The 20,551-nt window shown below is 62.1% G+C and carries 23 protein-coding genes; 13 read left to right on the top strand and 10 right to left on the bottom strand.

Annotated elements, in window-relative coordinates; genetic code table 11:
* The first annotated feature begins 12 nt into the window (after window positions 1-12).
* From INQ47_RS13560 to INQ47_RS13520, 9 genes are all read left to right on the top strand, one after another.
* The gene (locus INQ47_RS13560) at window positions 13-780 is read left to right on the top strand and encodes an SDR family NAD(P)-dependent oxidoreductase (protein ID WP_404701896.1); all 768 of its coding nucleotides are present in this window, start codon (window positions 13-15) and stop codon (window positions 778-780) included.
* 11 nt (window positions 781-791) lie between these two features.
* Entirely contained in the window at window positions 792-1,985 is a 1,194-nt protein-coding gene (locus INQ47_RS13555; protein WP_404701895.1) for an acetyl-CoA C-acyltransferase, read from the top strand.
* 8 nt (window positions 1,986-1,993) lie between these two features.
* A complete protein-coding gene (locus INQ47_RS13550; RefSeq protein ID WP_404701894.1) occupies window positions 1,994-3,121 on the top strand; it encodes an acyl-CoA dehydrogenase in 1,128 nt (375 codons plus the stop codon).
* A gap of 13 nt (window positions 3,122-3,134) precedes the next feature.
* Complete coding sequence (locus INQ47_RS13545; RefSeq protein ID WP_404701893.1) at window positions 3,135-3,908, top strand: enoyl-CoA hydratase; 774 nt, start codon at window positions 3,135-3,137, stop codon at window positions 3,906-3,908.
* A gap of 672 nt (window positions 3,909-4,580) precedes the next feature.
* Window positions 4,581-4,754 carry a hypothetical protein gene (locus INQ47_RS13540; protein ID WP_404701892.1) on the top strand — a complete coding sequence of 58 codons (174 nt, stop codon included), beginning with the start codon at window positions 4,581-4,583 and terminating at the stop codon, window positions 4,752-4,754.
* A 210-nt stretch (window positions 4,755-4,964) separates the two neighbouring features.
* Entirely contained in the window at window positions 4,965-5,369 is a 405-nt protein-coding gene (locus INQ47_RS13535; protein WP_003250099.1) for a TraR/DksA family transcriptional regulator, read from the top strand.
* Window positions 5,370-5,546: 177 nt separating this feature from the next.
* Window positions 5,547-5,741, top strand: coding sequence for a hypothetical protein (locus tag INQ47_RS13530; protein ID WP_012271507.1), 195 nt, complete (start codon window positions 5,547-5,549; stop codon window positions 5,739-5,741).
* A gap of 345 nt (window positions 5,742-6,086) precedes the next feature.
* Window positions 6,087-6,557, top strand: coding sequence for a hypothetical protein (locus INQ47_RS13525; RefSeq protein ID WP_003250101.1), 471 nt, complete (start codon window positions 6,087-6,089; stop codon window positions 6,555-6,557).
* The gene (locus INQ47_RS13520) at window positions 6,554-6,766 is read left to right on the top strand and encodes a hypothetical protein (RefSeq protein ID WP_252458321.1); all 213 of its coding nucleotides are present in this window, start codon (window positions 6,554-6,556) and stop codon (window positions 6,764-6,766) included. The genes INQ47_RS13525 and INQ47_RS13520 overlap by 4 nt, the downstream gene beginning before the upstream one ends.
* A gap of 12 nt (window positions 6,767-6,778) precedes the next feature.
* Here INQ47_RS13520 and INQ47_RS13515 read toward each other — a convergent pair whose 3' ends face one another.
* From INQ47_RS13515 to INQ47_RS13485, 7 genes are all read right to left on the bottom strand, one after another.
* Complete coding sequence (locus tag INQ47_RS13515; RefSeq protein WP_003250107.1) at window positions 6,779-7,144, bottom strand: Na+/H+ antiporter subunit G; 366 nt, start codon at window positions 7,142-7,144, stop codon at window positions 6,779-6,781.
* Complete coding sequence (locus INQ47_RS13510) at window positions 7,141-7,419, bottom strand: K+/H+ antiporter subunit F (RefSeq protein ID WP_021783192.1); 279 nt, start codon at window positions 7,417-7,419, stop codon at window positions 7,141-7,143. Before INQ47_RS13510 ends, INQ47_RS13515 begins: the two co-directional genes overlap by 4 nt.
* Window positions 7,416-7,904, bottom strand: coding sequence for a Na+/H+ antiporter subunit E (locus INQ47_RS13505; RefSeq protein ID WP_252458320.1), 489 nt, complete (start codon window positions 7,902-7,904; stop codon window positions 7,416-7,418). Before INQ47_RS13505 ends, INQ47_RS13510 begins: the two co-directional genes overlap by 4 nt.
* Window positions 7,901-9,580, bottom strand: coding sequence for a monovalent cation/H+ antiporter subunit D (locus INQ47_RS13500; protein ID WP_404701891.1), 1,680 nt, complete (start codon window positions 9,578-9,580; stop codon window positions 7,901-7,903). The genes INQ47_RS13505 and INQ47_RS13500 overlap by 4 nt, the downstream gene beginning before the upstream one ends.
* Window positions 9,577-9,921, bottom strand: coding sequence for a Na+/H+ antiporter subunit C (locus INQ47_RS13495; RefSeq protein ID WP_003250128.1), 345 nt, complete (start codon window positions 9,919-9,921; stop codon window positions 9,577-9,579). The genes INQ47_RS13500 and INQ47_RS13495 overlap by 4 nt, the downstream gene beginning before the upstream one ends.
* Entirely contained in the window at window positions 9,921-12,836 is a 2,916-nt protein-coding gene (locus INQ47_RS13490) for a monovalent cation/H+ antiporter subunit A (RefSeq protein ID WP_404701890.1), read from the bottom strand. Before INQ47_RS13490 ends, INQ47_RS13495 begins: the two co-directional genes overlap by 1 nt.
* A gap of 150 nt (window positions 12,837-12,986) precedes the next feature.
* Window positions 12,987-13,937 (bottom strand): DMT family transporter, encoded by a 951-nt coding sequence (locus INQ47_RS13485; RefSeq protein WP_103444032.1) that lies wholly within the window; start codon window positions 13,935-13,937, stop codon window positions 12,987-12,989.
* Between the two features lie 84 nt (window positions 13,938-14,021).
* Here INQ47_RS13485 and INQ47_RS13480 point away from each other — a divergent pair, with 84 nt between their 5' ends.
* Window positions 14,022-14,585: a helix-turn-helix domain-containing protein gene (locus INQ47_RS13480; RefSeq protein WP_176684923.1), complete on the top strand. Its 564-nt coding sequence runs from the start codon at window positions 14,022-14,024 to the stop codon at window positions 14,583-14,585.
* A 48-nt stretch (window positions 14,586-14,633) separates the two neighbouring features.
* Here INQ47_RS13480 and INQ47_RS13475 read toward each other — a convergent pair whose 3' ends face one another.
* Window positions 14,634-15,182 carry a cysteine hydrolase family protein gene (locus INQ47_RS13475; protein WP_252458316.1) on the bottom strand — a complete coding sequence of 183 codons (549 nt, stop codon included), beginning with the start codon at window positions 15,180-15,182 and terminating at the stop codon, window positions 14,634-14,636.
* Window positions 15,183-15,264: 82 nt separating this feature from the next.
* Between INQ47_RS13475 and INQ47_RS13470 the strand changes: the two genes are divergently transcribed.
* The 3 genes from INQ47_RS13470 (at window position 15,265) to INQ47_RS13460 (ending at window position 18,745) form a co-directional block, all read left to right on the top strand.
* Entirely contained in the window at window positions 15,265-16,257 is a 993-nt protein-coding gene (locus INQ47_RS13470; RefSeq protein WP_021783185.1) for a GlxA family transcriptional regulator, read from the top strand.
* A gap of 81 nt (window positions 16,258-16,338) precedes the next feature.
* Window positions 16,339-16,719: an antibiotic biosynthesis monooxygenase gene (locus INQ47_RS13465; RefSeq protein ID WP_021783184.1), complete on the top strand. Its 381-nt coding sequence runs from the start codon at window positions 16,339-16,341 to the stop codon at window positions 16,717-16,719.
* Window positions 16,720-16,936: 217 nt separating this feature from the next.
* The gene (locus INQ47_RS13460; protein ID WP_252458313.1) at window positions 16,937-18,745 is read left to right on the top strand and encodes an aminopeptidase P family protein; all 1,809 of its coding nucleotides are present in this window, start codon (window positions 16,937-16,939) and stop codon (window positions 18,743-18,745) included.
* A gap of 39 nt (window positions 18,746-18,784) precedes the next feature.
* Here INQ47_RS13460 and INQ47_RS13455 read toward each other — a convergent pair whose 3' ends face one another.
* Both INQ47_RS13455 and rhtA read right to left on the bottom strand, forming a co-directional pair.
* Complete coding sequence (locus INQ47_RS13455; RefSeq protein ID WP_016714998.1) at window positions 18,785-19,066, bottom strand: hypothetical protein; 282 nt, start codon at window positions 19,064-19,066, stop codon at window positions 18,785-18,787.
* Between the two features lie 192 nt (window positions 19,067-19,258).
* Window positions 19,259-20,146: a threonine/homoserine exporter RhtA gene (gene rhtA / locus INQ47_RS13450; RefSeq protein ID WP_404701889.1), complete on the bottom strand. Its 888-nt coding sequence runs from the start codon at window positions 20,144-20,146 to the stop codon at window positions 19,259-19,261.
* Window positions 20,147-20,551: the final 405 nt, after the last annotated feature.

Genomic DNA, 20,551 nt, shown 5'->3' with positions numbered 1-20,551 from the left:
AGGAAAGAACTCATGCACATCGCCAATAAACATTTCATCGTCAGCGGCGCCGCTTCCGGGCTGGGTGCCGCTACTGCACAGATGCTGGTCGAGGCTGGCGCCAAGGTCATGCTGGTCGACCTCAATGCCCCGGCTGTCGAAGCCAAGGCCCGCGAGCTGGGCGACAACGCCCGTTTCGCCGTGGCGGATATCAGTGACGAGCAGGCGGCCCAGTCGGCTGTCGATGCAGCTGTCAGCGCCTTTGGCAGCCTGCATGGGTTGGTCAATTGTGCTGGCATCGTCGGTGCCGAGAAGGTGCTGGGCAAGCAGGGCCCGCATGGCTTGGCCAGCTTCGCCAAGGTCATCAACGTCAACCTGATCGGCAGCTTCAACCTGTTGCGTCTGGCTGCGGCGGCCATGGCCGAAGGGGCTGCCGATGAGAGCGGCGAGCGCGGGGTCATCATCAACACGGCCTCCATTGCCGCCTATGACGGCCAGATTGGCCAGGCCGCCTACGCTGCTTCCAAGGGTGCGATCGCCAGCCTGACCTTGCCGGCCGCGCGCGAACTGGCACGCTTCGGCATCCGCGTGATGACCATCGCTCCGGGTATCTTTGAAACCCCTATGATGGCTGGCATGAGTGAAGAGGTACGTGCTTCGCTGGCTGCCGGCATGCCGTTCCCGCCCCGCTTGGGCCGCCCGCAGGAATACGCCGCGCTGGCCCGCCACATCATCGAGAACAGCATGCTCAACGGTGAGGTCATCCGCCTCGACGGTGCGCTGCGCATGGCTGCCAAGTAAGGAGAACGAACATGACCCTCGCCAATGACCCCATCGTTATCGTCAGCGCCGTACGCACGCCCATGGGCGGGTTGCAGGGCGACCTCAAGAGCCTGACTGCGCCGCAACTGGGCAGCGCGGCCATTCGTGGTGCCGTGGAACGTGCCGGCATCGATGCCGCCTGTGTCGAGCAGGTACTGTTCGGCTGCGTGCTGCCAGCCGGCCAGGGCCAGGCGCCGGCACGCCAGGCCGCGCTGGGCGCGGGGCTGGACAAGCACACCACCTGCACCACCCTGAACAAAATGTGCGGCTCGGGTATGCAAGCCGCGATCCTGGCCCATGACCTGCTGCTGGCCGGCACCGCAGACGTGGTAGTGGCGGGCGGCATGGAAAGCATGACCAACGCGCCTTACCTGCTGGACAAAGCCCGTGGTGGCTACCGCATGGGCCACGGCAAGATCATCGACCACATGTTCATGGACGGCCTCGAAGATGCCTACGACAAAGGCCGCCTGATGGGCACCTTCGCCGAGGACTGTGCCCAGGCCAATGCCTTCAGCCGCGAGGCCCAGGACCAGTTCGCCATCGCCTCGCTGACCCGAGCGCAGGACGCCATCAGCAGTGGCCGTTTTGTCGCCGAGATCGTGCCGGTGGAAGTCACCGAGGGCAAGGAAAAGCGCGTCATCAAGGATGACGAGCAGCCGCCCAAGGCGCGCCTGGACAAGATTGCGCAGCTCAAACCGGCGTTTCGTGAAGGCGGCACCGTGACGGCGGCCAACGCCAGTTCGATTTCCGACGGCGCTGCGGCGCTGGTACTGATGCGTCGCTCCGAGGCCGACAAACGTGGCCTCAAACCATTGGCCGTCATCCACGGTCACGCCGCCTTTGCCGACACCCCGGCGCTGTTCCCGACCGCCCCGATCGGCGCGATAGACAAACTGATGAAACGCACCGGCTGGAACCTGGCCGAAGTCGACTTGTTCGAGATCAACGAGGCCTTCGCCGTGGTCACCCTGGCGGCCATGAAACACCTCGATCTGCCACACGACAAGGTCAACATCCACGGCGGCGCCTGCGCCCTCGGCCACCCGATCGGCGCTTCTGGCGCACGTATTCTGGTCACCCTGTTGTCAGCCTTGCGCCAGAACAATCTGCGCCGGGGTGTGGCGGCTATCTGCATCGGCGGTGGCGAGGCCACGGCCATGGCTGTTGAATGCCTGTACTGAGGTGAACCATGCTGGTAACTGACGAGCAACAACAGATCGCCGACGCGGTACGTGCCTTCGCCCAGGAGCGCCTGAAGCCGTTTGCCGAGCAATGGGACAAGGACCATCGCTTCCCGAGAGAGGCCATTGAAGAAATGGCCGAACTGGGCCTGTTCGGCATGCTGGTGCCGGAGCAGTGGGGCGGTAGCGACACCGGTTATGTGGCCTATGCCATGGCCCTGGAGGAAATCGCTGCGGGCGATGGCGCCTGCTCGACCATCATGAGCGTGCACAACTCGGTGGGTTGCGTGCCGATCCTGCGCTTCGGCAACGAGCAGCAGAAAGAGCAGTTCCTCACCCCGCTGGCTACAGGTGCGATGCTCGGTGCTTTCGCCCTGACCGAGCCACAGGCTGGCTCTGATGCCAGCAGCCTGAAGACCCGCGCACGCCTGGAGGGCGACCATTACGTGCTCAATGGCAGCAAGCAGTTCATTACCTCGGGGCAGAACGCCGGGGTAGTGATCGTGTTTGCAGTCACCGACCCGGAGGCTGGCAAGCGTGGCATCAGCGCCTTCATCGTGCCGACCGATTCGCCGGGCTATCAGGTAGCGCGGGTCGAGGATAAGCTTGGCCAGCACGCCTCCGACACCTGCCAGATCGTTTTCGACGATGTGCGCGTACCAGTGGCCAACCGGTTGGGTGCGGAGGGTGAAGGCTACAAGATCGCCCTGGCCAACCTTGAAGGCGGCCGTATCGGTATTGCCTCGCAAGCGGTGGGTATGGCCCGCGCGGCATTCGAAGTGGCGCGCGACTACGCCAACGAGCGCCAGAGCTTTGGCAAACCGTTGATCCAGCACCAGGCCGTGGCCTTTCGCCTGGCCGACATGGCGACGAAGATTTCCGTGGCCCGGCAGATGGTATTGCACGCCGCCGCCCTTCGTGATGCGGGGCGCCCGGCGCTGGTGGAAGCATCGATGGCCAAGCTGTTTGCCTCGGAAATGGCCGAAAAGGTCTGTTCGGATGCCTTGCAGACCCTGGGCGGTTATGGCTATCTGAGTGACTTCCCGCTGGAGCGGATCTACCGCGACGTTCGGGTTTGCCAGATCTACGAAGGCACCAGCGACATTCAGCGCATGGTCATTGCGCGCAATCTTTGAAGGAGCAGACTGCATGGCATTCGAAACCATCCTGTTGGACATCCACGGCAAGGTTGGCCTGATCACCCTCAACCGCCCGCAGGCGCTCAATGCGCTTAACGCGCAGATTGTCGGCGAGATCAACCAGGCCCTGGACCAGCTCGAGCGCGACCCGAACATCGGCTGCGTGGTGCTGACAGGCTCGGCCAAAGCCTTTGCCGCTGGCGCTGACATCAAGGAAATGGCCGAGCTGCAATATCCGCAGATCTACGTCGACGACCTGTTCAGCGACGCCGACCGCATTTCCAATCGCCGTAAGCCGATCATTGCTGCCGTGTCCGGATTTGCCTTGGGCGGCGGCTGTGAGCTGGCGATGATGTGCGACTTTATCCTCGCTGCCGACAACGCCAAGTTTGGTCAACCGGAAATCAACCTGGGCGTGCTGCCGGGCATGGGCGGCACCCAGCGCCTGACGCGTGCGGTGGGCAAGGCCAAGGCCATGGAGCTTTGCCTGACCGGTCGCCTGATGGGGGCGGAAGAGGCCGAGCGTGCAGGTTTGGTGGCGCGGATCGTGCCGCAGGCAGAGCTGGTGGAAGAGGCGCTGAAGGTGGCGGCGACCATTGCCAGCAAGTCGATTCCGGTGAGCATGATGGTCAAGGAGAGCGTCAACCGAGCGTTTGAAGTCACCCTCAGCGAGGGGGTACGCTTTGAGCGTCGGGTCTTCCATGCGGCTTTCTCCACCGAAGACCAGAAAGAAGGCATGGCCGCATTCATCGCCAAGCGCGAGGCCCAGTTCAAGGACCGTTGATCAGACTCGGTTCGTTGCCGTTGCCGTTGCCGTTGCCGTTGCCGTTGCCGTTGCCGTTGCCGTTGCCGTTGCTTTTGCTTTTGCTTCTAAGCGCGCGATAGTTCAGGCGACGCAGATTGCGACTTCAGGAGGCCGAGCGCAGGGCTTGCGGAGGGAGGTGACGGGCATGGATGCCCGTCAAGCGCTGAGGCCCCATGGATGGGGCCTTCGGCGCGTACTCCCGGGAGCAAGACCGTAGCGAGGGAACCCCGGAGCGTAGCGCAGGGGCCGGATGATGGGAGCACAGCGTTTTTTGGTTACTTTTTGTCGCGTTTGACAAAAAGTGACCCGCCGTAAGGGCGGAAAGGTGACTATGCGCCACCTGCGTGAATGAATACCTACTCGATGTGAATGCCCACATCCAAGAAGCAAGAAGCAAGAAGCAAGAAGCAAGAAGCGAACTCGTCTGTTTTGACTCAGCGAACCGTCCATTTGCGATGGCGACGCTGACTCACCTTTTCGCCCTTACGACGAATCACTTTTTGTCAAACGCGACAAAAAGTAACCAAAAAACGCTGCGCTCCCATCATCCGGCCCCTGCGCTGCGCTCCGGGGTACCCTCACTCCGGCCTTGCTCCCGGCAGGACCGCGCCGAAGGCCCCATCCTGGGGCCTCAGCGCTTGACGGGCATCCATGCCCGTCACCTGCCTCCGCAAGACCTGCGTTCGGCCTCCTGAAGTCGCGAAGATCAAGATCAAGATCAAGATCAACGGCAACGGCAACGGCAACGGCAACGGCAACGGCAACGGCAATGGCAACGGCAACAGTAGGCGAATGGGGCCTACCGGAATCACAGTTTACTACTGACCCTGCAGCTGAGCTGGGGTGCCGACCGGCGGATTGTCAGCAGTGGAAGCAAATTCGCACCCATTTGCAGTTGCTCCACGCCGCTTGGCGCCTTAGACTGCCGCCCCCTGTAAAAGAGTGCCGGTTGGCGCTTGAAGAATTTTGCTGCCGATGCATAGGCATCGGCGGCACATGAATCGCCCAAATGCACATTTTTTCATAGAGAAATCGATGACCAAGGAACAGTTGCTGGCCATGTCGGCCGATGACTACATGAACGCCGACCAGCTTGCTTTCTTTACTGAGCTGCTGCAGGCGATGAAAGTCGAAACCCATGAACGCATCGAACTCAGCCGCACCACCATCGAAGGCCTGGACACCCCGTCAGACCCTGCCGACGTGGCGTCGGTCGAAGAAGAACGTAGCTGGCTGGTAAATGCCATCGACCGCGACCAGCGCCTGCTGCCACAGCTGGAAATGGCCCTGGACCGTATTGCCGACGAAAGCTTCGGCTGGTGCGATGACAGTGGTGAGCCCATCGGCCTGAAGCGCTTGCTGATCAGCCCGACCACCAAGTACTGCATCGAAGCACAGGAGCGCCACGAGCAGCTCGATCGCCACCAGCGCCAGGTATAAATCCGCGCGCGGTGCCAAGCCCCTCGGAGCTATCCCTGGGGCTTTTTGCGTTTCTCGTCCATACCGTTTTGTTGCGCCATAAGAAACACTGCTGTACCAGGATGTGCTGTTTCCGCGCCACTGTCAGGCGTATCATGGCTTTATCGTTAGGGTGCTAATTAAATTCCGGAGGGAATGATGAATAGCCGAGTCGATGTGGCTGTGATGATAGGGTCGGGTGTGCCGGCCACCTTGCAGGCGCTGGGCAAGCGTATTTGCTGGGTAGTGCTGGTCAATGGCGAGCGCCGCGGCACCGCCTTCGCCACGCGCGAAGAAGCGCTTGAGTGCCAGGCTGCCTGGCAGCAGCAGCTGAAGAAAGGGCTGGCGGCCTGAAAATGTTTATTGCCTCTCGACGGGTTTCGGTGTTTTCGGGCATATTTGTCCTACAGTAATGCGCATATGGATGCCAGGGCTTGTCCTCTTGCAGGCTCACGCCATTGGTTGCGCTTTCTGGCGAGTGATTTCAGGCATCACGCTTCCCAAGCCGGGAATGAGCCAAACGCCTTCGGTTGAGGGCGAATCTGGCAAACCAGAGTAAAGATTCCTGCGCGCTGCATCGTCAGCGAGCACAGACATTTCGCATATCGCTTTATTACTCTTTTTGCCTATTGATAAGAAATGGCCGTGCCTCCCCGAGCTTGGGTGAGGGCGGGTTGTAACCGGTTGAGGATTACTTCATTGGCAGTCAGCACACTTGATACGCATGCGTTGTTCGCCCTGGGCGACTTGCGCGGTAAATTGGCCCAACTGTTTCAGGGCCGCTTCATCTATGTCACCGAACAGAGTCCCGAAGGCTTGTACATGGCCGAAATCGACACCGAGAGTGCACTGGTGGTCGATGACAAGCAGCGCCTTGAATTGAAAGTCGGCGACCACTTTCGTGCTGCCGTATTGCCTAGCCGCGAAGGTGGCAAGCTGGAAATGCGCTTTCGCGAAATCAAGTTGAATGTGTATGGCGTTGGCGACTACGCCTTCGTTTCTGTGCCGGAAGGCGAGGGCATCGTGTTTCGTGAAGGCCATGGCGTGATGCTGGTATTCGCCGCGCAGCAACAAGTACAGGAAGGCCTGGGCAAGTTGCTTAAAGCAGTGACCGGCAAGGTCGCCAAATGGCGCAAGGGTGAGCTGACCACCTTCAAGGCCAGTGAATGACCGACAGTGACGGCGCACCGGCCTCGCGGGCCGAGTTTCATCGGCAGCGCCAGGCAGATGCCGTGGCTGAGGCAGAACGTTTGCTGGCCGGGCGTGAGAAGCTGCAAGGCGGCTGGTTGAACTGGGTAGCGGCTGAGCTCTATCGCCTCAGCCCGCCGCCATATGCCGCCATGGTCCGGCGCGAGTTGCAGCGCCTCAGCCAAGGTTGAAACGGCAAACCTTCAATTGCCACGGTCTCGGCCGCTGCTGACTTCTTCAGGCACCGGCTCTTTCGACATGCGCTTGCGGAACAGCGCCGCCCGCGCCAACAACAGCGTGGTTATCGGCACGGTGATCGACAGCAGGATAGGAATCAGCCACGCGTGCAGCACAGGGGTTCCCTTGAGCCACGAAAAGTAGATGATCGAGGCCAGTGCAACGCACCAGGCGCCAAGGGTCGAGGCCAGCGCTGGCGGGTGCATGCGCTGGAAGTAGTCTTTCAGGCGTACCAGGCCTATGGCGCCGACCAGGGCGAACAGGCTGCCGGTGAGCAGCAGCGCGGCCGTGACCAGTTCCAGCCAGAACGGCAGTACCAGGGCTTCAGTCATTCGATCACCTCTCCGCGCAGCAGAAACTTGGCCAGCGCAAATGAGCCGACGAAACCAAACAGCGCAATCAGCAGGGCACCTTCGAAGTAGGTGTCACTGGCATAACGGATACCCAGCACCAGCATGGTGAGCATGGCCAGGATGTAAAGGTAGTCCAGGGCCAGCACGCGGTCTTGGGCGGATGGGCCACGGAACAGCCGGATCAGCGTCAGGCCCATGGCCAGGGCGAAGATGAACAGGCTGGCGAGGACGGCATTGGCGAGCAGGCCTGTCATTGGAAAATCTCCATCAGCGGGCGTTCGTAAGTGTCCTTGAAGTGCTGTATGAAGGCCGCTTCATCGTCCAGCTCAAACACATGCACCAACAGCACACTGCGGTCCAGTGCCAGTTCGGACCAGACTGTGCCAGGCACCACCGTGGTGATCATCGACAGTGCTGCCAGGCCGTGGGGGTCACGCAATGCCAGTGGTATGTGAACGAACGCCGAGCGTGGCGGCTGCTTGCCGGCCCGCAGCACACCGCGGGCCACCAGCAGGTTGGAGATGACCACATCGATGCCGACCCGACCGATCAGCCTGGCGATGACCAGGGGGCGCCGTACGTGGGCATGCTGCGGGCGCAGGGGCGCCATCAACAGTGGCGCCAGTATGCCAAGTGCGGTGCCCAGTAGCAGGTTGCCGGGGCTGACCGAGAGGTTCAGCAGCAGCCACAGGCCGAACAGCGAGACCGATAGCAGCGGGGCGGGGAACAGTCGGTTCATGGCTGCACCTGTACGTCGCGCGAGGTGGGGCCAGGAATCGGCCGGGCGGCCATCACGGCTTCGATATAGGCATCGGGGGCCTGCAGACTGGCGGCAGTGTCCTGGGTGTAGCGCAGCAACGGCTCGGCTTTGAGGCTGAGGATGAGGCACAGGCCGAGCAGGATGACGATGGGCAGGCATTCATAGCGCCGCAGCACCGGTGACGGGCGCTCTTCGGGCTTCCAGAATCGCTGGATGCCGACGCGGCCGAAGGCGATCAGCGAGGCCATGCCGGACAGGATCAGCAACGCTACCAGGCCCCAGCCGGCGGCACTCAGCGGCTGCTCGGCCGGCACGCCCAGGCCCAGTGGATTGAACAGCGCGCTGATCAGGTTGAGCTTGCCGACAAAGCCCGACAGCGGCGGCATGCCGATGATCAGCAGTGCGCAGGCGATGAAGCTGAGGCCGAGGAAGGCCATGGTCCACGGGATGATCTGGCCGATTACCACCTGCTGTTCATCGTCGAGGTTGATGCCCTTGGGCGGGTGCAGCGATTCCAGTGGCGGCGGCATGGCGTCCTCTTCTTCGTCCAGCGGCGCTTCATTGGCCGAGCGCGAGCGCTCGACCAGTTCGGCGAGCAGGAACAGTGCGCACAGCGCAAGGGTCGAGTTGACCAGGTAGAACAGCGCCGCGCCGGTCAGTGCCGCCTGGGCAAAACCCACCGCGCCAAGCAGGGTGCCGGCCGAGACCAGGATACTGAGTGCCGCCATGCGCTCCAGGCGCTGTGCCGCCAGGATTGATACCGCTGCCACCGCCAGGGTAACCAGTCCGCCGTAAATCAGCCATTCGCCGCCGAAATGCGCAGAGGCCCCGGCCTGCCCGGAGAACAGCAGCGTCCACAGGCGCAGCACGGCGTACAGGCCGACTTTGGTCATGATGGCGAACAGTGCAGCCACCGGCGCGCTGGCTGACGCGTAAGCAGGCACCAGCCAGAAGTTCAGCGGCCAGATACCGGCCTTGACCAGAAAGGCCACGGCCAGGATTGCCGCGCCGGCATGCAGCAGGCCACGGTCGGCCTCCGGCACCAGTGGAACCTTCAGCGCCAGGTCGGCCATGTTCAGGGTGCCGGTCACGCCATACAGCATCGCTGCGCCGATCAGGAACAGCGACGAGGCAAACAGGTTGATGGCGATGTAGTGCAGGCCGGCGCGCACCCGCGCACGCCCCGAACCATGCAGCAGCAAGCCATAGGAGGCAGCCAGCAGCACTTCGAAGAAGACGAACAGGTTGAACAGGTCGGCGGTGAGGAAGGCGCCGTACAGGCCCATCAGCTGGATCTGGAACAGCGCATGGAAGCTGGCCCCTGCACCGTCCCAGCGGGCACGGGCAAACAGCAGGGCGCTGAAACCGATGACCCCGGTCAGGCTCAGCAAGAGCGCGGACAGGTGGTCCACCACCAGCACGATGCCAAAGGGCGCTGGCCAGTTGCCCGGCAGGTACACGCCGATCGAGGCTGCCTGGCCCTGGGTGCGCACCCACAGCAGCAGAGAGACCGCGATTGCCAGGCCGGTGAAGGTTGACAGCAGGTTAAGCCTGGCCTTGATATGCCTGTGCTTTTCACCCAGCAGCAACATTATCGCCGCTGTAATCAGCGGCAGCAGGATGGGGGCGACAATCAGTTGGCTCATACCACTCATTCGTCACGCTCCCGGCCATCCACGTGGTCGGTACCGGTCAGGCCGCGCGAGGCCAGCAGCACCACCAGGAACAGTGCAGTCATGGCGAAACTGATGACGATGGCGGTGAGCACCAGTGCCTGTGGCAGCGGGTCGGTGTAATGCAACAGGTCCTGGGTAACGCCATCCTTGATGATTGGCTCCTTGCCGATGAACAGGCTGCCCATGCTGAAGATGAACAGGTTGACCCCGTACGAAAGCAGGCACAGGCCCATGATCACCTGGTAGGTGCGCGGGCGCAGGATCAGCCACACCCCGGAGGCAGCCAGCACGCCGATGGCGACTGCAATCACTTCTTCCATCAGGCGGCTCCTGCTTGGCTGGTTTTTGCCGGGTTGCCCGGGCGATAGGCGCGCACCGACTGGTGCGCCAGGGCTGTGAGGATCAGCAGGGTCGAGCCGACCACAACGGTGTATACGCCGATATCGAAGAACAGCGCGCTGGCCACGTGCACATCACCCAGCAACGGCAGGTGCAAGTGGGCGGTATGAGTGGTGAGGAACGGGTAACCCAGCAGCATGGCGCCGACCCCGGTCAGGGTCGCGCACAGCAGCCCGGTTCCCATCCAGCGCAGCGGCCGCAGGCTCATCTGTGCTTCGACCCACTGGGTGCCGGCCACCATGTACTGGAGGATGAACGCCACCGACATCACCAGGCCAGCGACAAACCCGCCACCGGGCTGGTTGTGCCCGCGCATGAACAGGTACATCGACACCAGCAAGGCGATCGGCAGCAGCAGGCGCACCAGTGCTGCAGGCACCATCATGAACCCCAGCGCGGTATCGGTGGCATGCCGCGGGTTGATCAGGTCGGTGACCACGTCCGGTGCCAACTGGCGCTGTTGCGCTGGCAACTGCATGCTCTCTTTCGGAGGGCGGAAGCGCCGCAGCAGGGCGAACACGGTCAGTGCCACAGCCACCAGTACGGTGATTTCACCGAGGGTATCGAAGCCGCGGAAGTCGACCAGCATGACATTGACCACATTGGTGCCGCCGCCCTGAGGCAATGCCCGGCTCAAGTAGAACGAGGAAATGTCGTTGGGCGTTGGTCGGGTCAGCATGGCGTACGACAGCACGGCCATGCCGCCACCCACCAGCACGGCCAGCAGCAAGTCGCGCAGTCGGCGCATGCGCGCGCGCTCCAGGCTGCCAGGCAGCGGCGATAAGCCTTCGATACGCCGTGGCAGCCAGCGCAGGCCAAGCAGGATCAGCACGGTGGTGACCACTTCCACCACCAATTGGGTCAGTGCCAGGTCGGGTGCAGAGAACCAGACGAAGGTGATGCAGGTCATCAGGCCGCAGACGCTGACCATGATCAGTGCCGCCAGGCGGTGATACTTGGCCTGGTAGGCGGCGCCGATGGCGCAGGCAATGGCGATCAGCCACAGGGCGACGAACACGCCCGAACCTGGAATTTTCGGGCGGTCACCCCAGCTCAGGCCGCTATACAGCATCGGCGTGAGGCCCGCGAGGAACGCGGCGAATACCAGCATGAACAGCTGCGACTGCAGTCGCCGGGTGGTGAGCACGCGCTCGATGCGACGCGCCAGCAGCATCAGGTGAACCTGGCCGTGCTCGAACAGTCGCTTGCCATTGAAGCGCTCGATCACCGGCGGGTAGGGGAAGCGGCCCAGGCGCAGTTGCTTGCGCAGCAACAGGTACAGGACGATGCCGCCGCTCATGGCTACCAGGCTCATGACCATCGGTGCGTTCCAGCCATGCCAGATGGCCAGGCTGTACTCGGGCAGGGTACCGCCAACCACCGGCAGGGCTGCAGCGGCCAACAGGGGGCCGACCGACTGGGCGGGGAAGATGCCCACTACCAGGCAGGTGAGCACCAGCAACTCGACTGGAGCACGCATCCAGCGTGGCGGCTCGTGCGGGGTATGGGGCAGGTCCTGAGCCGTCGGCCCGAAGAACACATCGACGGTAAAGCGCAGGGCATAGGCCACGCTGAAGGTGCCAGCCAGGGTGGCGATTACCGGCAGCGTGGCCTCGACCCAGGCGGTAGAACTGATGAACACCGTCTCGGCGAAGAACATTTCCTTCGACAGGAAGCCGTTCATCAGCGGTACGCCGGCCATCGAGGCGCTGGCGACCATCGCCAGGGTCGCGGTATAGGGCACCAGGCGGATCAGGCCGCTGAGGCGGCGAATGTCACGGGTGCCGCTCTCGTGGTCGATGATGCCGGCGGCCATGAACAGCGAGGCCTTGAAGGTGGCATGGTTGAGAATGTGGAATACCGCGGCAACGGCAGCCAGCGGGCTGTTCAGGCCCAGCAGCAGGGTAATCAGGCCCAGGTGGCTGATGGTCGAATAGGCCAGCAGGCCCTTGAGGTCATTCTGGAACATGGCGGCGAAAGCGCCGAGCAGCAGGGTGAGGGCACCGGCACCGCCGACGATCCAGAACCACTCCTCGCTACCGGAAAGTACCGGCCACAGGCGTGCCAGCAGGAATACCCCGGCCTTGACCATGGTGGCAGAGTGCAAATAGGCCGACACCGGCGTGGGCGCTGCCATGGCGTGGGGCAGCCAGAACTGGAAGGGGAACTGTGCGCTCTTGGTCAGGGCGCCGATGAGGATCAGGGGCAGCAGCACCGGGTAAAGCGCATGCTGGCGGATGATGTGACCGGCAGCCAGGACCTTGTCCAGGTCGTAGCTGCCGACCACATGGCCGAGCAGCAGTGCCCCTACCAGCAGGCACAAGCCGCCTGCGCCGGTTACCATCAGCGCCATGTAGGCGCCGCGACGGGCATCGGCGCGGTGGTGCCAGTAGCCAATCAGGAGGAAGGAGAACAGGCTGGTCAGTTCCCAGAAGAACACCAGCTGGATCAGGTTGCCGGAGATGACCAGACCGAGCATGGCGCCCATGAAGGCCAGGAAGAACGCGAAGAAGCGTGGCACCGGGTCTTGCGGCGACATGTAGTAGCGGGCATACAGCGATACCAGTGTGCCAATGCCCAGTACCAGCAACGAGAACAGCCAGGCAAAGCCGTCCATGCGCAAGACCAGGTTCATCCCCAGGCTGGGTAGCCACAGGAACTCTTCGCGAATGACGCCACCATGGGCAATCTGAGGGTACAGAAGTGCTACCTGGACGGTACCGACCAGGGCTACGAGCCCGGCAAGAATGGACTCGGCGTTACGTGCGTTGTGCGGCAGCACAGCTGCCAGGCAACTGCCCACGAACGGCAGAAGCAATAGCACTATCAAGGACATAGCGGCCTATTCTGGAGAAGTTTGCAAAGAATCATACGTGCCGAGGTGTTTATCACCAACACGCAAGCTGTCGCAGGATCCTACAAACAGGCTGTGACAAGCGGTTTTTTTATAACAGTTCTTTACAAAGAATAGCCGCTGTTGACCCTTTCACAGCCCGGCCTGACGTTCGCCTTGATGCTGCACATCGCGTGCTTCGACGCTTTCGCGAGGGCGCCGCACCTTGAGTTCACTGACCACCACCGCGACCACGATCAGCAGGCCGCCGAGCAGCGCAACGCCCGGCAGGCGCTCGCCGGCCAGGCGCCCGACGATGCCGGCCCACACCGGTTCACCGGCATAGATGAGCGTGGCGCGGGTAGGCGAGACCGACTTCTGGGCCCAGTTCATCGCCACTTGAATCACCGCACTCATTGCGCCCAGGCCGACTGCGCTGGCCAGCAGCAGCCAGGAAAAGTCGGGGATGCGCTCCTGGGTCGGCACGATCATCAGAAACGCCAGCAGCGATGCGGTGGCAAGTTGCACCACAGTAACCCGGCGCACATCGACCTGGCCGGCGTAGCGGCTGATCAGGATGATTTCACCGGCGATGGCCACGGCGCTGACCAGGGTGACCAGTTCGCCCTCGCTGAAACGCAGACTGCCGCCTTCCGGGCCGGCCAGCAGCATCAGGCCGATGAATGCAAGGCAGATACCCATGCTGGGCATCAGGCCGGGCCGCCGGCCCAGCACCAGCCACTGCAGCAGCGGCACAAACGGCACGTACAGCGCAGTGATGAACGCTGACTGGCTGCTGCTGATGGTTTGCAGGCCCATGGTCTGCAGGCCATAGCCGAGCATGATCGACACGCCGATCAGCATGCCGGCCTTCAGTTCGGTGAAGGTCAGGCCGGGCAGCGCTCGCGCCGAGACCACGCCAACGAACAGCGCGGCTGCTGCAAAGCGCAGGCCGACGAAGAACATCGGGCCGCTGACGGTCATCACGTTATGCACCAGCAGGAAAGTGCCGCCCCACAACATGGTGATGAATACCAGCACCAGTTCGGCCTTGCTCAGGCGGAAGGTGACGGCAGGGGTAGGCTTGCTGCTGGGCTGGTTCATGGTCTTGCACACTCGGAAAGGGCGGCGCACAATCGCCGCAAAAGTGGGCAGTATACTGCGCAATCTTGATCAGTGAGCAATATAGTGCACAAGGATTCTTCGCACCGGGCATCGGTGCTGCAACATGTCAGCCTCAATGTGCGCAGTCTGCGCAACGCCGCCGGCTTGAGTCAGGCGGCGCTCGCCGAGCGTTCAGGGGTCAGCCGGCGCATGCTGGTCGCGATCGAGGCGGGCGAGAAGAATGTCAGCCTGACCACATTGGACCTGATTGCCGAAGCCTTGGGCGTGGCCTTCAGTACTTTGATCCAGGCGCCAGACCTGCGCGACCCCGGGCGCATTGAAGAACTGGCCTGGGCTGGTGAACACCCCCAGAGCAGAGCGGTGTTGCTGGGTAGCAGCCCGGCAAGGCGCGAGGTGGAACTTTGGGAATGGACCCTGGCACCGGGGGAGTGCTATTGCAGTGAGGCCGATGCCGAAGGCTGGAGTGAGCAGATTTACGTGGTCGATGGGCAGTTGACGCTGATCATCGAAGATGTCGAGCATCGCTTGCAGGCGGGGCGGTTCCATGTGTTCCCCAGCAATTGCCGGTATGCCTACCGCAACGATGGCGTGGCGGCTGTGCGGTTTGTGCGCAATGTGGTGATTTGAGTCTGCAGGCTTTGGGGCTGCTGTGCGGCCCCAAAGGTCTCAAGCCGATCAGTTTTTCAGCAGATCATCGGTCTTCACCACATTGGCATAGGCAAACGCCAACGCCGCCATCGCCGAGTCATGTACATGAGCCGCCGGCACCTGCTTGCCGTCGAACGCCAGTGGCAGGGTTGCGCAGGCATCGTGCGCCACGGTCACTTGATAGCCCAGATCGGCCGCAGCCCGGGTGGCGGCGTCAATGCACATGTGGCTCATGCTGCCGACGATGGTCAGCGCCTCGACGCCATGCCGGTCCAGCGTGTGCTCGAGATCGGTGCCGAGGAAGGCATTGACCTTGTGCTTGAGCACCACGGGCTCCCCCGGTAATGGCTCGACCTTGGCGTGGATGGCCGCGCCTTGCGAACCAGGGGTAAAGAATGGCGCATCGGCAGTCTCGAACTCATGCCGCACATGCACCACCAGATCGCCGCGCTGGCGTGCTGCTGTCAGTAAGCGGGCAGCGTTGTCGGCCGCCTGGTCGGCGCCATCGAGGGTCCATTTGCCGCCCGGGAAGTAGTCGTTCTGGATGTCGATGATGATCAGTGCCTGCTTGTTCATGCTGCCTCCTGTGGCAGTAGTCGTCGAGAGACGTTAGTTATAGGCTGTGTTCACTTACCTGAGGATTGGCGCGAACGACACTATGCGGGCAAAAACTGACACCTCAGCCAACCTCGATATCGGCTTGCTGCTGTACCCCGGCGTCCAGCGCGCCGCTGTGCATGGCCTGGCCGACCTGTTCCTGGTGGCCAACCGGGTTGCGGCCGAACTGGGGGCCGTCGAGCTGCCGCACATTCGGGTCAGTTGCTGGCAGGCAGATGAGGCAGGGCAGTTGTTGCCAGCATCGGATAGCTCTGCTGTCGCCGCATCGGGCTTGCGCGTACTGATCATTCCGCCAAGCCTGGAGTCGGCTCCGCAAGCTGAGTTGCTGGAGCGTCACCGTGCGTCGCTGTGTCTGATGCACGGGCGTGGTACGGTGCTGGCGTCGGTATGCATCGGGGTATTTTTCATTGCTGCCAGCGGTTTGCTCGATGGGCGCCCGGCCTGCACGCACTGGAACTATGTGCATGCGCTTGCCCAGCGCTTCCCCAAGGTGCGGGTAGAGGCCCAGCAGCCATTGCTGGATGACGGCGACATCGTGACCTCGGCGGGGTTGATGGCCTGGACTGACTTGGGCTTGCGTCTGCTGGAGCGCTTTGTGGGGGCAACGGTGGCACAGGAGACCGCCCGCTATCTGGCCGTCGATCCGGTCGCGGCGCCGCTGCCCGGAGCTGTCTTCAGCCCGCGCCTAGACCACGGCGACGAGGCCGTGTTGAAGGTGCAGCACTGGTTGCAGGGCAATGGCGGGCAGGATGCCGACCTGAGCACGATGGCTGCCTGCGCGGGGCTGGAGGAGCGCACTTTCTTGCGGCGCTTTCGTGCAGCTACCGGGCTGCGCCCGACCGAGTATTGCCAACAGGTGAGGGTAGGTCGGGCGTGCCGTTTGCTGGAGTTCACCCGGCGCAACGTCGAACAGATCGCGTGGGGTGTCGGCTACCAGGACCCGGGTGCGTTTCGCAAGGTGTTCCAGCGTGTCACCGGCCTTACCCCGAGTGATTATCGGCGACGGTTTGCGGTGTCCGGTCAGGGTATGTAGAAACCACTTGACCTTGACTTTACTTGAGGTTTTACCCTGCACGGCATCGCGCTGCATGCGTCCGTAGCCAGGAGACTGTCGATGTTGGCAAAACCTCATGCCTTGTGGTTCACCCAGATGATCGAATACGAAGTGCCCAGCATGTGCCAGCAGGCATTGGCCCACGCCCTGGTGGTGCGTAGTGAGGCGCTGGCTGCGCGTTGCGAAGGGCTGCAGGGTGTGAGTATCCAGGCCAGCGACGATGGCAGCCGGGTGTTGCAATACCTGCAATGGCAGTCACGCCAGGCCTGGGCTGCGGCAGCCGTGCACTTCGTCGAGGCGTCGTTTCTTGACCTGCTGGGCAAGCATCAGGCGCGAAGCATCAACTTCGCCGCCTACCAGGCCCTGCGCAGCCTGGTGCGCGGTGACGATGGCGTCCTGCATTGCCAGGTGGGCGGGCATCAGGCATACCAAGGTGCGTAGCGCTGTGTGCAATGATTGTGCTGCATGTGAAGTCTTCGTCCTGGGGCGTTCAGCGGAACTTGATCAGTGATCCTGGCCCTGTTGTAGGAAGTGTCTTATTGGCTCAGGGCGTGGCGGGCAATGCATGCCGTATCTTGGTCGTCGCGATTGCAGCGCTCTGGCGGCTGTTCCATTATCGGTCTATTGGATAAACCGTTATGAAGCCGCAGGAGAGCGCATGAACGTCCAGACCACCCTTGAGCAAAGCGTGCCGCAGCGACTGGTGCACGTGCGCCAAGCCATGGCGGCAGAGGGCATCGATGCCTTGCTGGTACCCTCTGCCGATCCCCATCTTTCCGAATACCTGCCCGGTTACTGGCAGGGGCGTCAGTGGCTTTCGGGGTTTCAGGGCTCGGTCGGTACGTTGGTGGTCACCCCCGGGTTTGCCGGGTTGTGGGTCGATAGCCGGTACTGGGAGCAGGCGGCTCACGAGCTGGAGGGCAGCGGCATCGAACTGATGAAACTGTTGCCGGGCAAACCCGGGGCGCTGGAATGGTTGGGCGAAAACGTCGAGCGCAACGGTCGCGTAGCAGTGGATGGCGCGGTCATGGCCCTGGCTTCGGCGCGCCAACTGGGTGAGCGGCTGAAGGCGCGTGGAGCGCGGCTGGTGACTGACATGGACCTGCTGGGTCAGGTCTGGGACGGGCGCCCGGCGCTGCCAGGTAACCCGGTGTACCAGCACCTGCCGCCACACGCCACGGTGAACCGGGCGGAAAAGCTCGCGCAATTGCGCCAGGGCATCCAGGCCAAGGGGGCCGACTGGCACTTCATCGCGACCCTGGATGACATTGCCTGGCTGTTCAACCTGCGCGGAAGCGATGTTTCCTACAATCCGGTTTTCCTGGCCTTTGCCCTGATCAATCAGCAGCAGGCCATCCTGTTCGTGGGCCAGGACAAGGTGGACGCGCACCTGCGTCAGGTGCTGGAGGTCGACGGCATCGAGGTGCGTGACTACAGCGAAGCAGGCAAGGCGCTAGGCACCGTTCCCGCAGGGGCGCGGCTGCTGGTGGATCCGGCCCGGGTCACCTGCGGCCTGCTGGACAACCTGGCGGCAGAGGTGGTGCTTGTCGAGGGGCCCAACCCCACCACGCTGAGCAAGTCTTGCAAGGGTGACGACGACCTGGTGCACATTCGCCAGGTCATGGAGCAGGACGGCGCAGCCTTGTGCGAGTTTTTCGCCTGGTTCGAGGCGAACCTCGGCCGGGAGGTCATTACCGAGCTGACGGTTGACGAGCAATTGAGTGCCGCGCGTGCTCGGCGCCCGAACTTCGTGTCGCTGAGTTTTTCTACCATCGCCGCCTTCAATGGCAATGGCGCGATGCCACACTACCGTGCCACCGAGCAGTCGCATGCGCTCATCGAGGGTAATGGCTTGCTGCTGATCGACTCGGGCGGTCAATACCTGGGCGGCACTACCGACATCACCCGCATGGTGCCGGTCGGTAACCCCAGCCAGGCACAGAAGCAGGACTGCACCCGTGTGCTCAAGGGCATGATTGCCCTGTCACGTGCCACCTTCCCGCGGGGGGTGTTGTCGCCGTTGCTCGACGCCATTGCCCGGGCGCCGATCTGGGCTGATCAGGTCGACTACGGCCATGGTACCGGTCACGGGGTGGGCTACTTCATGAACGTGCACGAGGGGCCTCAAGTGATCGCCTACCAAGCGGCACCTGTAGCGCAGACGGCAATGCAAGCGGGCATGATCAGCTCGATCGAGCCGGGTACGTACCGCCCGGGGCAGTGGGGGGTACGCATCGAGAACCTGGTGGTCAACCGCGAAGCGGGCAAGAGCGCCTTCGGTGACTTCCTGCACTTCGAGACCTTGACGCTGTGCCCTATCGACACCCGCTGTCTGTTGCCCGAGTTGCTGACCAAGGAAGAGGTGGAGTGGCTGAACGGCTATCACGCCCATGTGCGTGAGCGCCTGGCGCCTTTGCTCCAGGGGGAGGCACTGGCCTGGATGGAGGTGCGTACTGCACCGCTGTAAGGCAGATGAAAAAGGGCAGATCTCGAACTGCCCTTTTCTCTATTTACAGATGACGATCATGCTACGGCTGGTGTAACCCGCAGGGTTTATGCCGAACAAGTAGTCACCGGCTTCTTCATCACTATCGCCCGAACGTGCAATGACCCGGTAGCCGCGCGTGCTGCAGGAGCTTGCGGCCTTGCTGTAGCAATTGTCCCACGAGGAAGAAAGACCGGAGCAGTTGATATGCAGGCCCTTCTTGCCCCTTTTGACCTCGGTCTTGGCTGTGGCGGCACATCCAGCAATAGCCAAGATGGCCAGGATGAGAAAAATTCGTTTCATTCCTGTCCTTAAATGCAGGGCAAATCAGTTGTCACGACCCTGTCGTTGTCGCTTCGGTTCTTCCTGAGCCTTCCCCTAGCGTCCGTGTTCGGCCCAGTAGATAGCGTAAAGATGATGATTCTGTGACAGCTTAATCAGCGAGACGGGCTGCTACAATCACTAATCCCGTCTCAAATGAAAATATTTCTCATATCAGTCTGCCGCGATGGCCGGGCTGGGCGCCCTGCGCATGGACAGGGTAGTGCCGACCGAGGCGGTAATGATTGCCAGAATCGCCAGCCATTGGGTAAGCGTCAGCACCTCGCCGAGGAACAGTAGCCCGGACAATGCGCCGAATGCTGGTTCGATACTCATCAGGGTGCCGAACGTGCGCGCCGGGATCCGCGTGAGGGCGACCATCTCCAGGCTGTATGGCAGGGCGGTGGACAGTATTGCAACGGCTAACGCCATAGGGATCACGGCAGGTGTGAGCAGAGCGCTGCCGGCGTGGGCGATACCGATAGGGGCGACAAACAGGGCCGCGACTACCACCCCCAGAGCTGCGCTCTGAATGCCGTGCTCGGCCCCTGCACGTTGCCCGAACAGGATGTACAGCGCCCAGCACACACCCGCACCCAGGGCGTAGGCGGCGCCCAGTGGGTCGAGTGCCTGGCCGCTTTGGCCTGCCGGCAGCAACAGCAGCAGGCCTGCGATGGCCAAGGCAATCCACAGGAAGTCGATGGGGCGGCGCGAGGAGAAGATCGCCACGGCCAATGGGCCGGTGAATTCCAGTGCCACGGCGATACCGATTGGCACTGTTTGCAGGGCCATATAGAAGAGGAAGTTCATGCCGCCCAGTGCCATGCCGTAGATGACCACGTTGCGCAACGTGTTGGCGGTCATGCGTACCCGCCACGGGCGCAATATAAGGAGCATGATGATGCTGGCAAAGATCAGGCGCAGGGTGGTGGTGCCTTGTGCGCCGATGATCGGGAACATGCTTTTGGCCAGAGAGGCGCCGGACTGAATCGATGCCATGGCGATAAGCAGTAGGCCGATCGGGAAGAGGGTGGCGGCCAAGCTGCGGGGCTGGGTGTTCATTTAAGTGCGGCAATCCTTGGGCGGGGGAAGTGGTGAGCAATATAGTGCGCAAATGGTGGGGTGGGTGATAGCCCTCAAGTGGGTTTAACAGAAATATTTCAAATCATTGAAATTAAAGGTTGACCTTCTCGATGGCCTCCCTATAATGCGCACCACTCCAACGCGGTAGCGAAGCAAAGCTAGCCACTGTGTTGAGTCAAGTGTTTGAAGCTAAACGAGTTTCTCGCAAAAAACTTCAAAATAAACGCTTGACAGGCTCTGAGGAAAGCGTAGAATGAGCGCCTCGGTTGAGACGAAAAGCTCTTAACCAAACGCTCTTTAACAAATCGAATCAAGCAATTCGTGTGGGTGCTTGTGAGTACGGACTGATAGTCAAAAAGATTATCAGCATCACAAGTGGCCATG

The sequence above is a fragment of the Pseudomonas sp. 3HC3 genome, assembly GCF_044904505.1.
GTDB lineage: Bacteria > Pseudomonadota > Gammaproteobacteria > Pseudomonadales > Pseudomonadaceae > Aquipseudomonas > Aquipseudomonas putida_Y.
This window is presented reverse-complemented; position numbering and strand designations above follow the sequence as displayed.

What these genes read in the sequence shown, in the direction of transcription:
- INQ47_RS13505 (WP_252458320.1), bottom strand. Translation starts at nt 7,904, where the DNA reads ATGAACCGACTGTTCCCCGCCCCGCTGCTATCGGTCTCGCTGTTCGGC.
- rhtA (WP_404701889.1), bottom strand. Translation starts at nt 20,146, where the DNA reads ATGAACACCCAGCCCCGCAGCTTGGCCGCCACCCTCTTCCCGATCGGC.
- INQ47_RS13490 (WP_404701890.1), bottom strand. Translation starts at nt 12,836, where the DNA reads ATGTCCTTGATAGTGCTATTGCTTCTGCCGTTCGTGGGCAGTTGCCTG.
- INQ47_RS13530 (WP_012271507.1), top strand. Translation starts at nt 5,547, where the DNA reads ATGAATAGCCGAGTCGATGTGGCTGTGATGATAGGGTCGGGTGTGCCG.
- INQ47_RS13485 (WP_103444032.1), bottom strand. Translation starts at nt 13,937, where the DNA reads ATGAACCAGCCCAGCAGCAAGCCTACCCCTGCCGTCACCTTCCGCCTG.
- INQ47_RS13555 (WP_404701895.1), top strand. Translation starts at nt 792, where the DNA reads ATGACCCTCGCCAATGACCCCATCGTTATCGTCAGCGCCGTACGCACG.
- INQ47_RS13460 (WP_252458313.1), top strand. Translation starts at nt 16,937, where the DNA reads ATGAACGTCCAGACCACCCTTGAGCAAAGCGTGCCGCAGCGACTGGTG.
- INQ47_RS13475 (WP_252458316.1), bottom strand. Translation starts at nt 15,182, where the DNA reads ATGAACAAGCAGGCACTGATCATCATCGACATCCAGAACGACTACTTC.
- INQ47_RS13465 (WP_021783184.1), top strand. Translation starts at nt 16,339, where the DNA reads ATGTTGGCAAAACCTCATGCCTTGTGGTTCACCCAGATGATCGAATAC.
- INQ47_RS13495 (WP_003250128.1), bottom strand. Translation starts at nt 9,921, where the DNA reads ATGGAAGAAGTGATTGCAGTCGCCATCGGCGTGCTGGCTGCCTCCGGG.
- INQ47_RS13515 (WP_003250107.1), bottom strand. Translation starts at nt 7,144, where the DNA reads ATGACTGAAGCCCTGGTACTGCCGTTCTGGCTGGAACTGGTCACGGCC.
- INQ47_RS13455 (WP_016714998.1), bottom strand. Translation starts at nt 19,066, where the DNA reads ATGAAACGAATTTTTCTCATCCTGGCCATCTTGGCTATTGCTGGATGT.
- INQ47_RS13470 (WP_021783185.1), top strand. Translation starts at nt 15,265, where the DNA reads ATGCGGGCAAAAACTGACACCTCAGCCAACCTCGATATCGGCTTGCTG.
- INQ47_RS13545 (WP_404701893.1), top strand. Translation starts at nt 3,135, where the DNA reads ATGGCATTCGAAACCATCCTGTTGGACATCCACGGCAAGGTTGGCCTG.
- INQ47_RS13500 (WP_404701891.1), bottom strand. Translation starts at nt 9,580, where the DNA reads ATGAGTGGTATGAGCCAACTGATTGTCGCCCCCATCCTGCTGCCGCTG.
- INQ47_RS13540 (WP_404701892.1), top strand. Translation starts at nt 4,581, where the DNA reads ATGCCCGTCACCTGCCTCCGCAAGACCTGCGTTCGGCCTCCTGAAGTC.
- INQ47_RS13520 (WP_252458321.1), top strand. Translation starts at nt 6,554, where the DNA reads ATGACCGACAGTGACGGCGCACCGGCCTCGCGGGCCGAGTTTCATCGG.
- INQ47_RS13560 (WP_404701896.1), top strand. Translation starts at nt 13, where the DNA reads ATGCACATCGCCAATAAACATTTCATCGTCAGCGGCGCCGCTTCCGGG.
- INQ47_RS13510 (WP_021783192.1), bottom strand. Translation starts at nt 7,419, where the DNA reads ATGACAGGCCTGCTCGCCAATGCCGTCCTCGCCAGCCTGTTCATCTTC.
- INQ47_RS13550 (WP_404701894.1), top strand. Translation starts at nt 1,994, where the DNA reads ATGCTGGTAACTGACGAGCAACAACAGATCGCCGACGCGGTACGTGCC.
- INQ47_RS13535 (WP_003250099.1), top strand. Translation starts at nt 4,965, where the DNA reads ATGACCAAGGAACAGTTGCTGGCCATGTCGGCCGATGACTACATGAAC.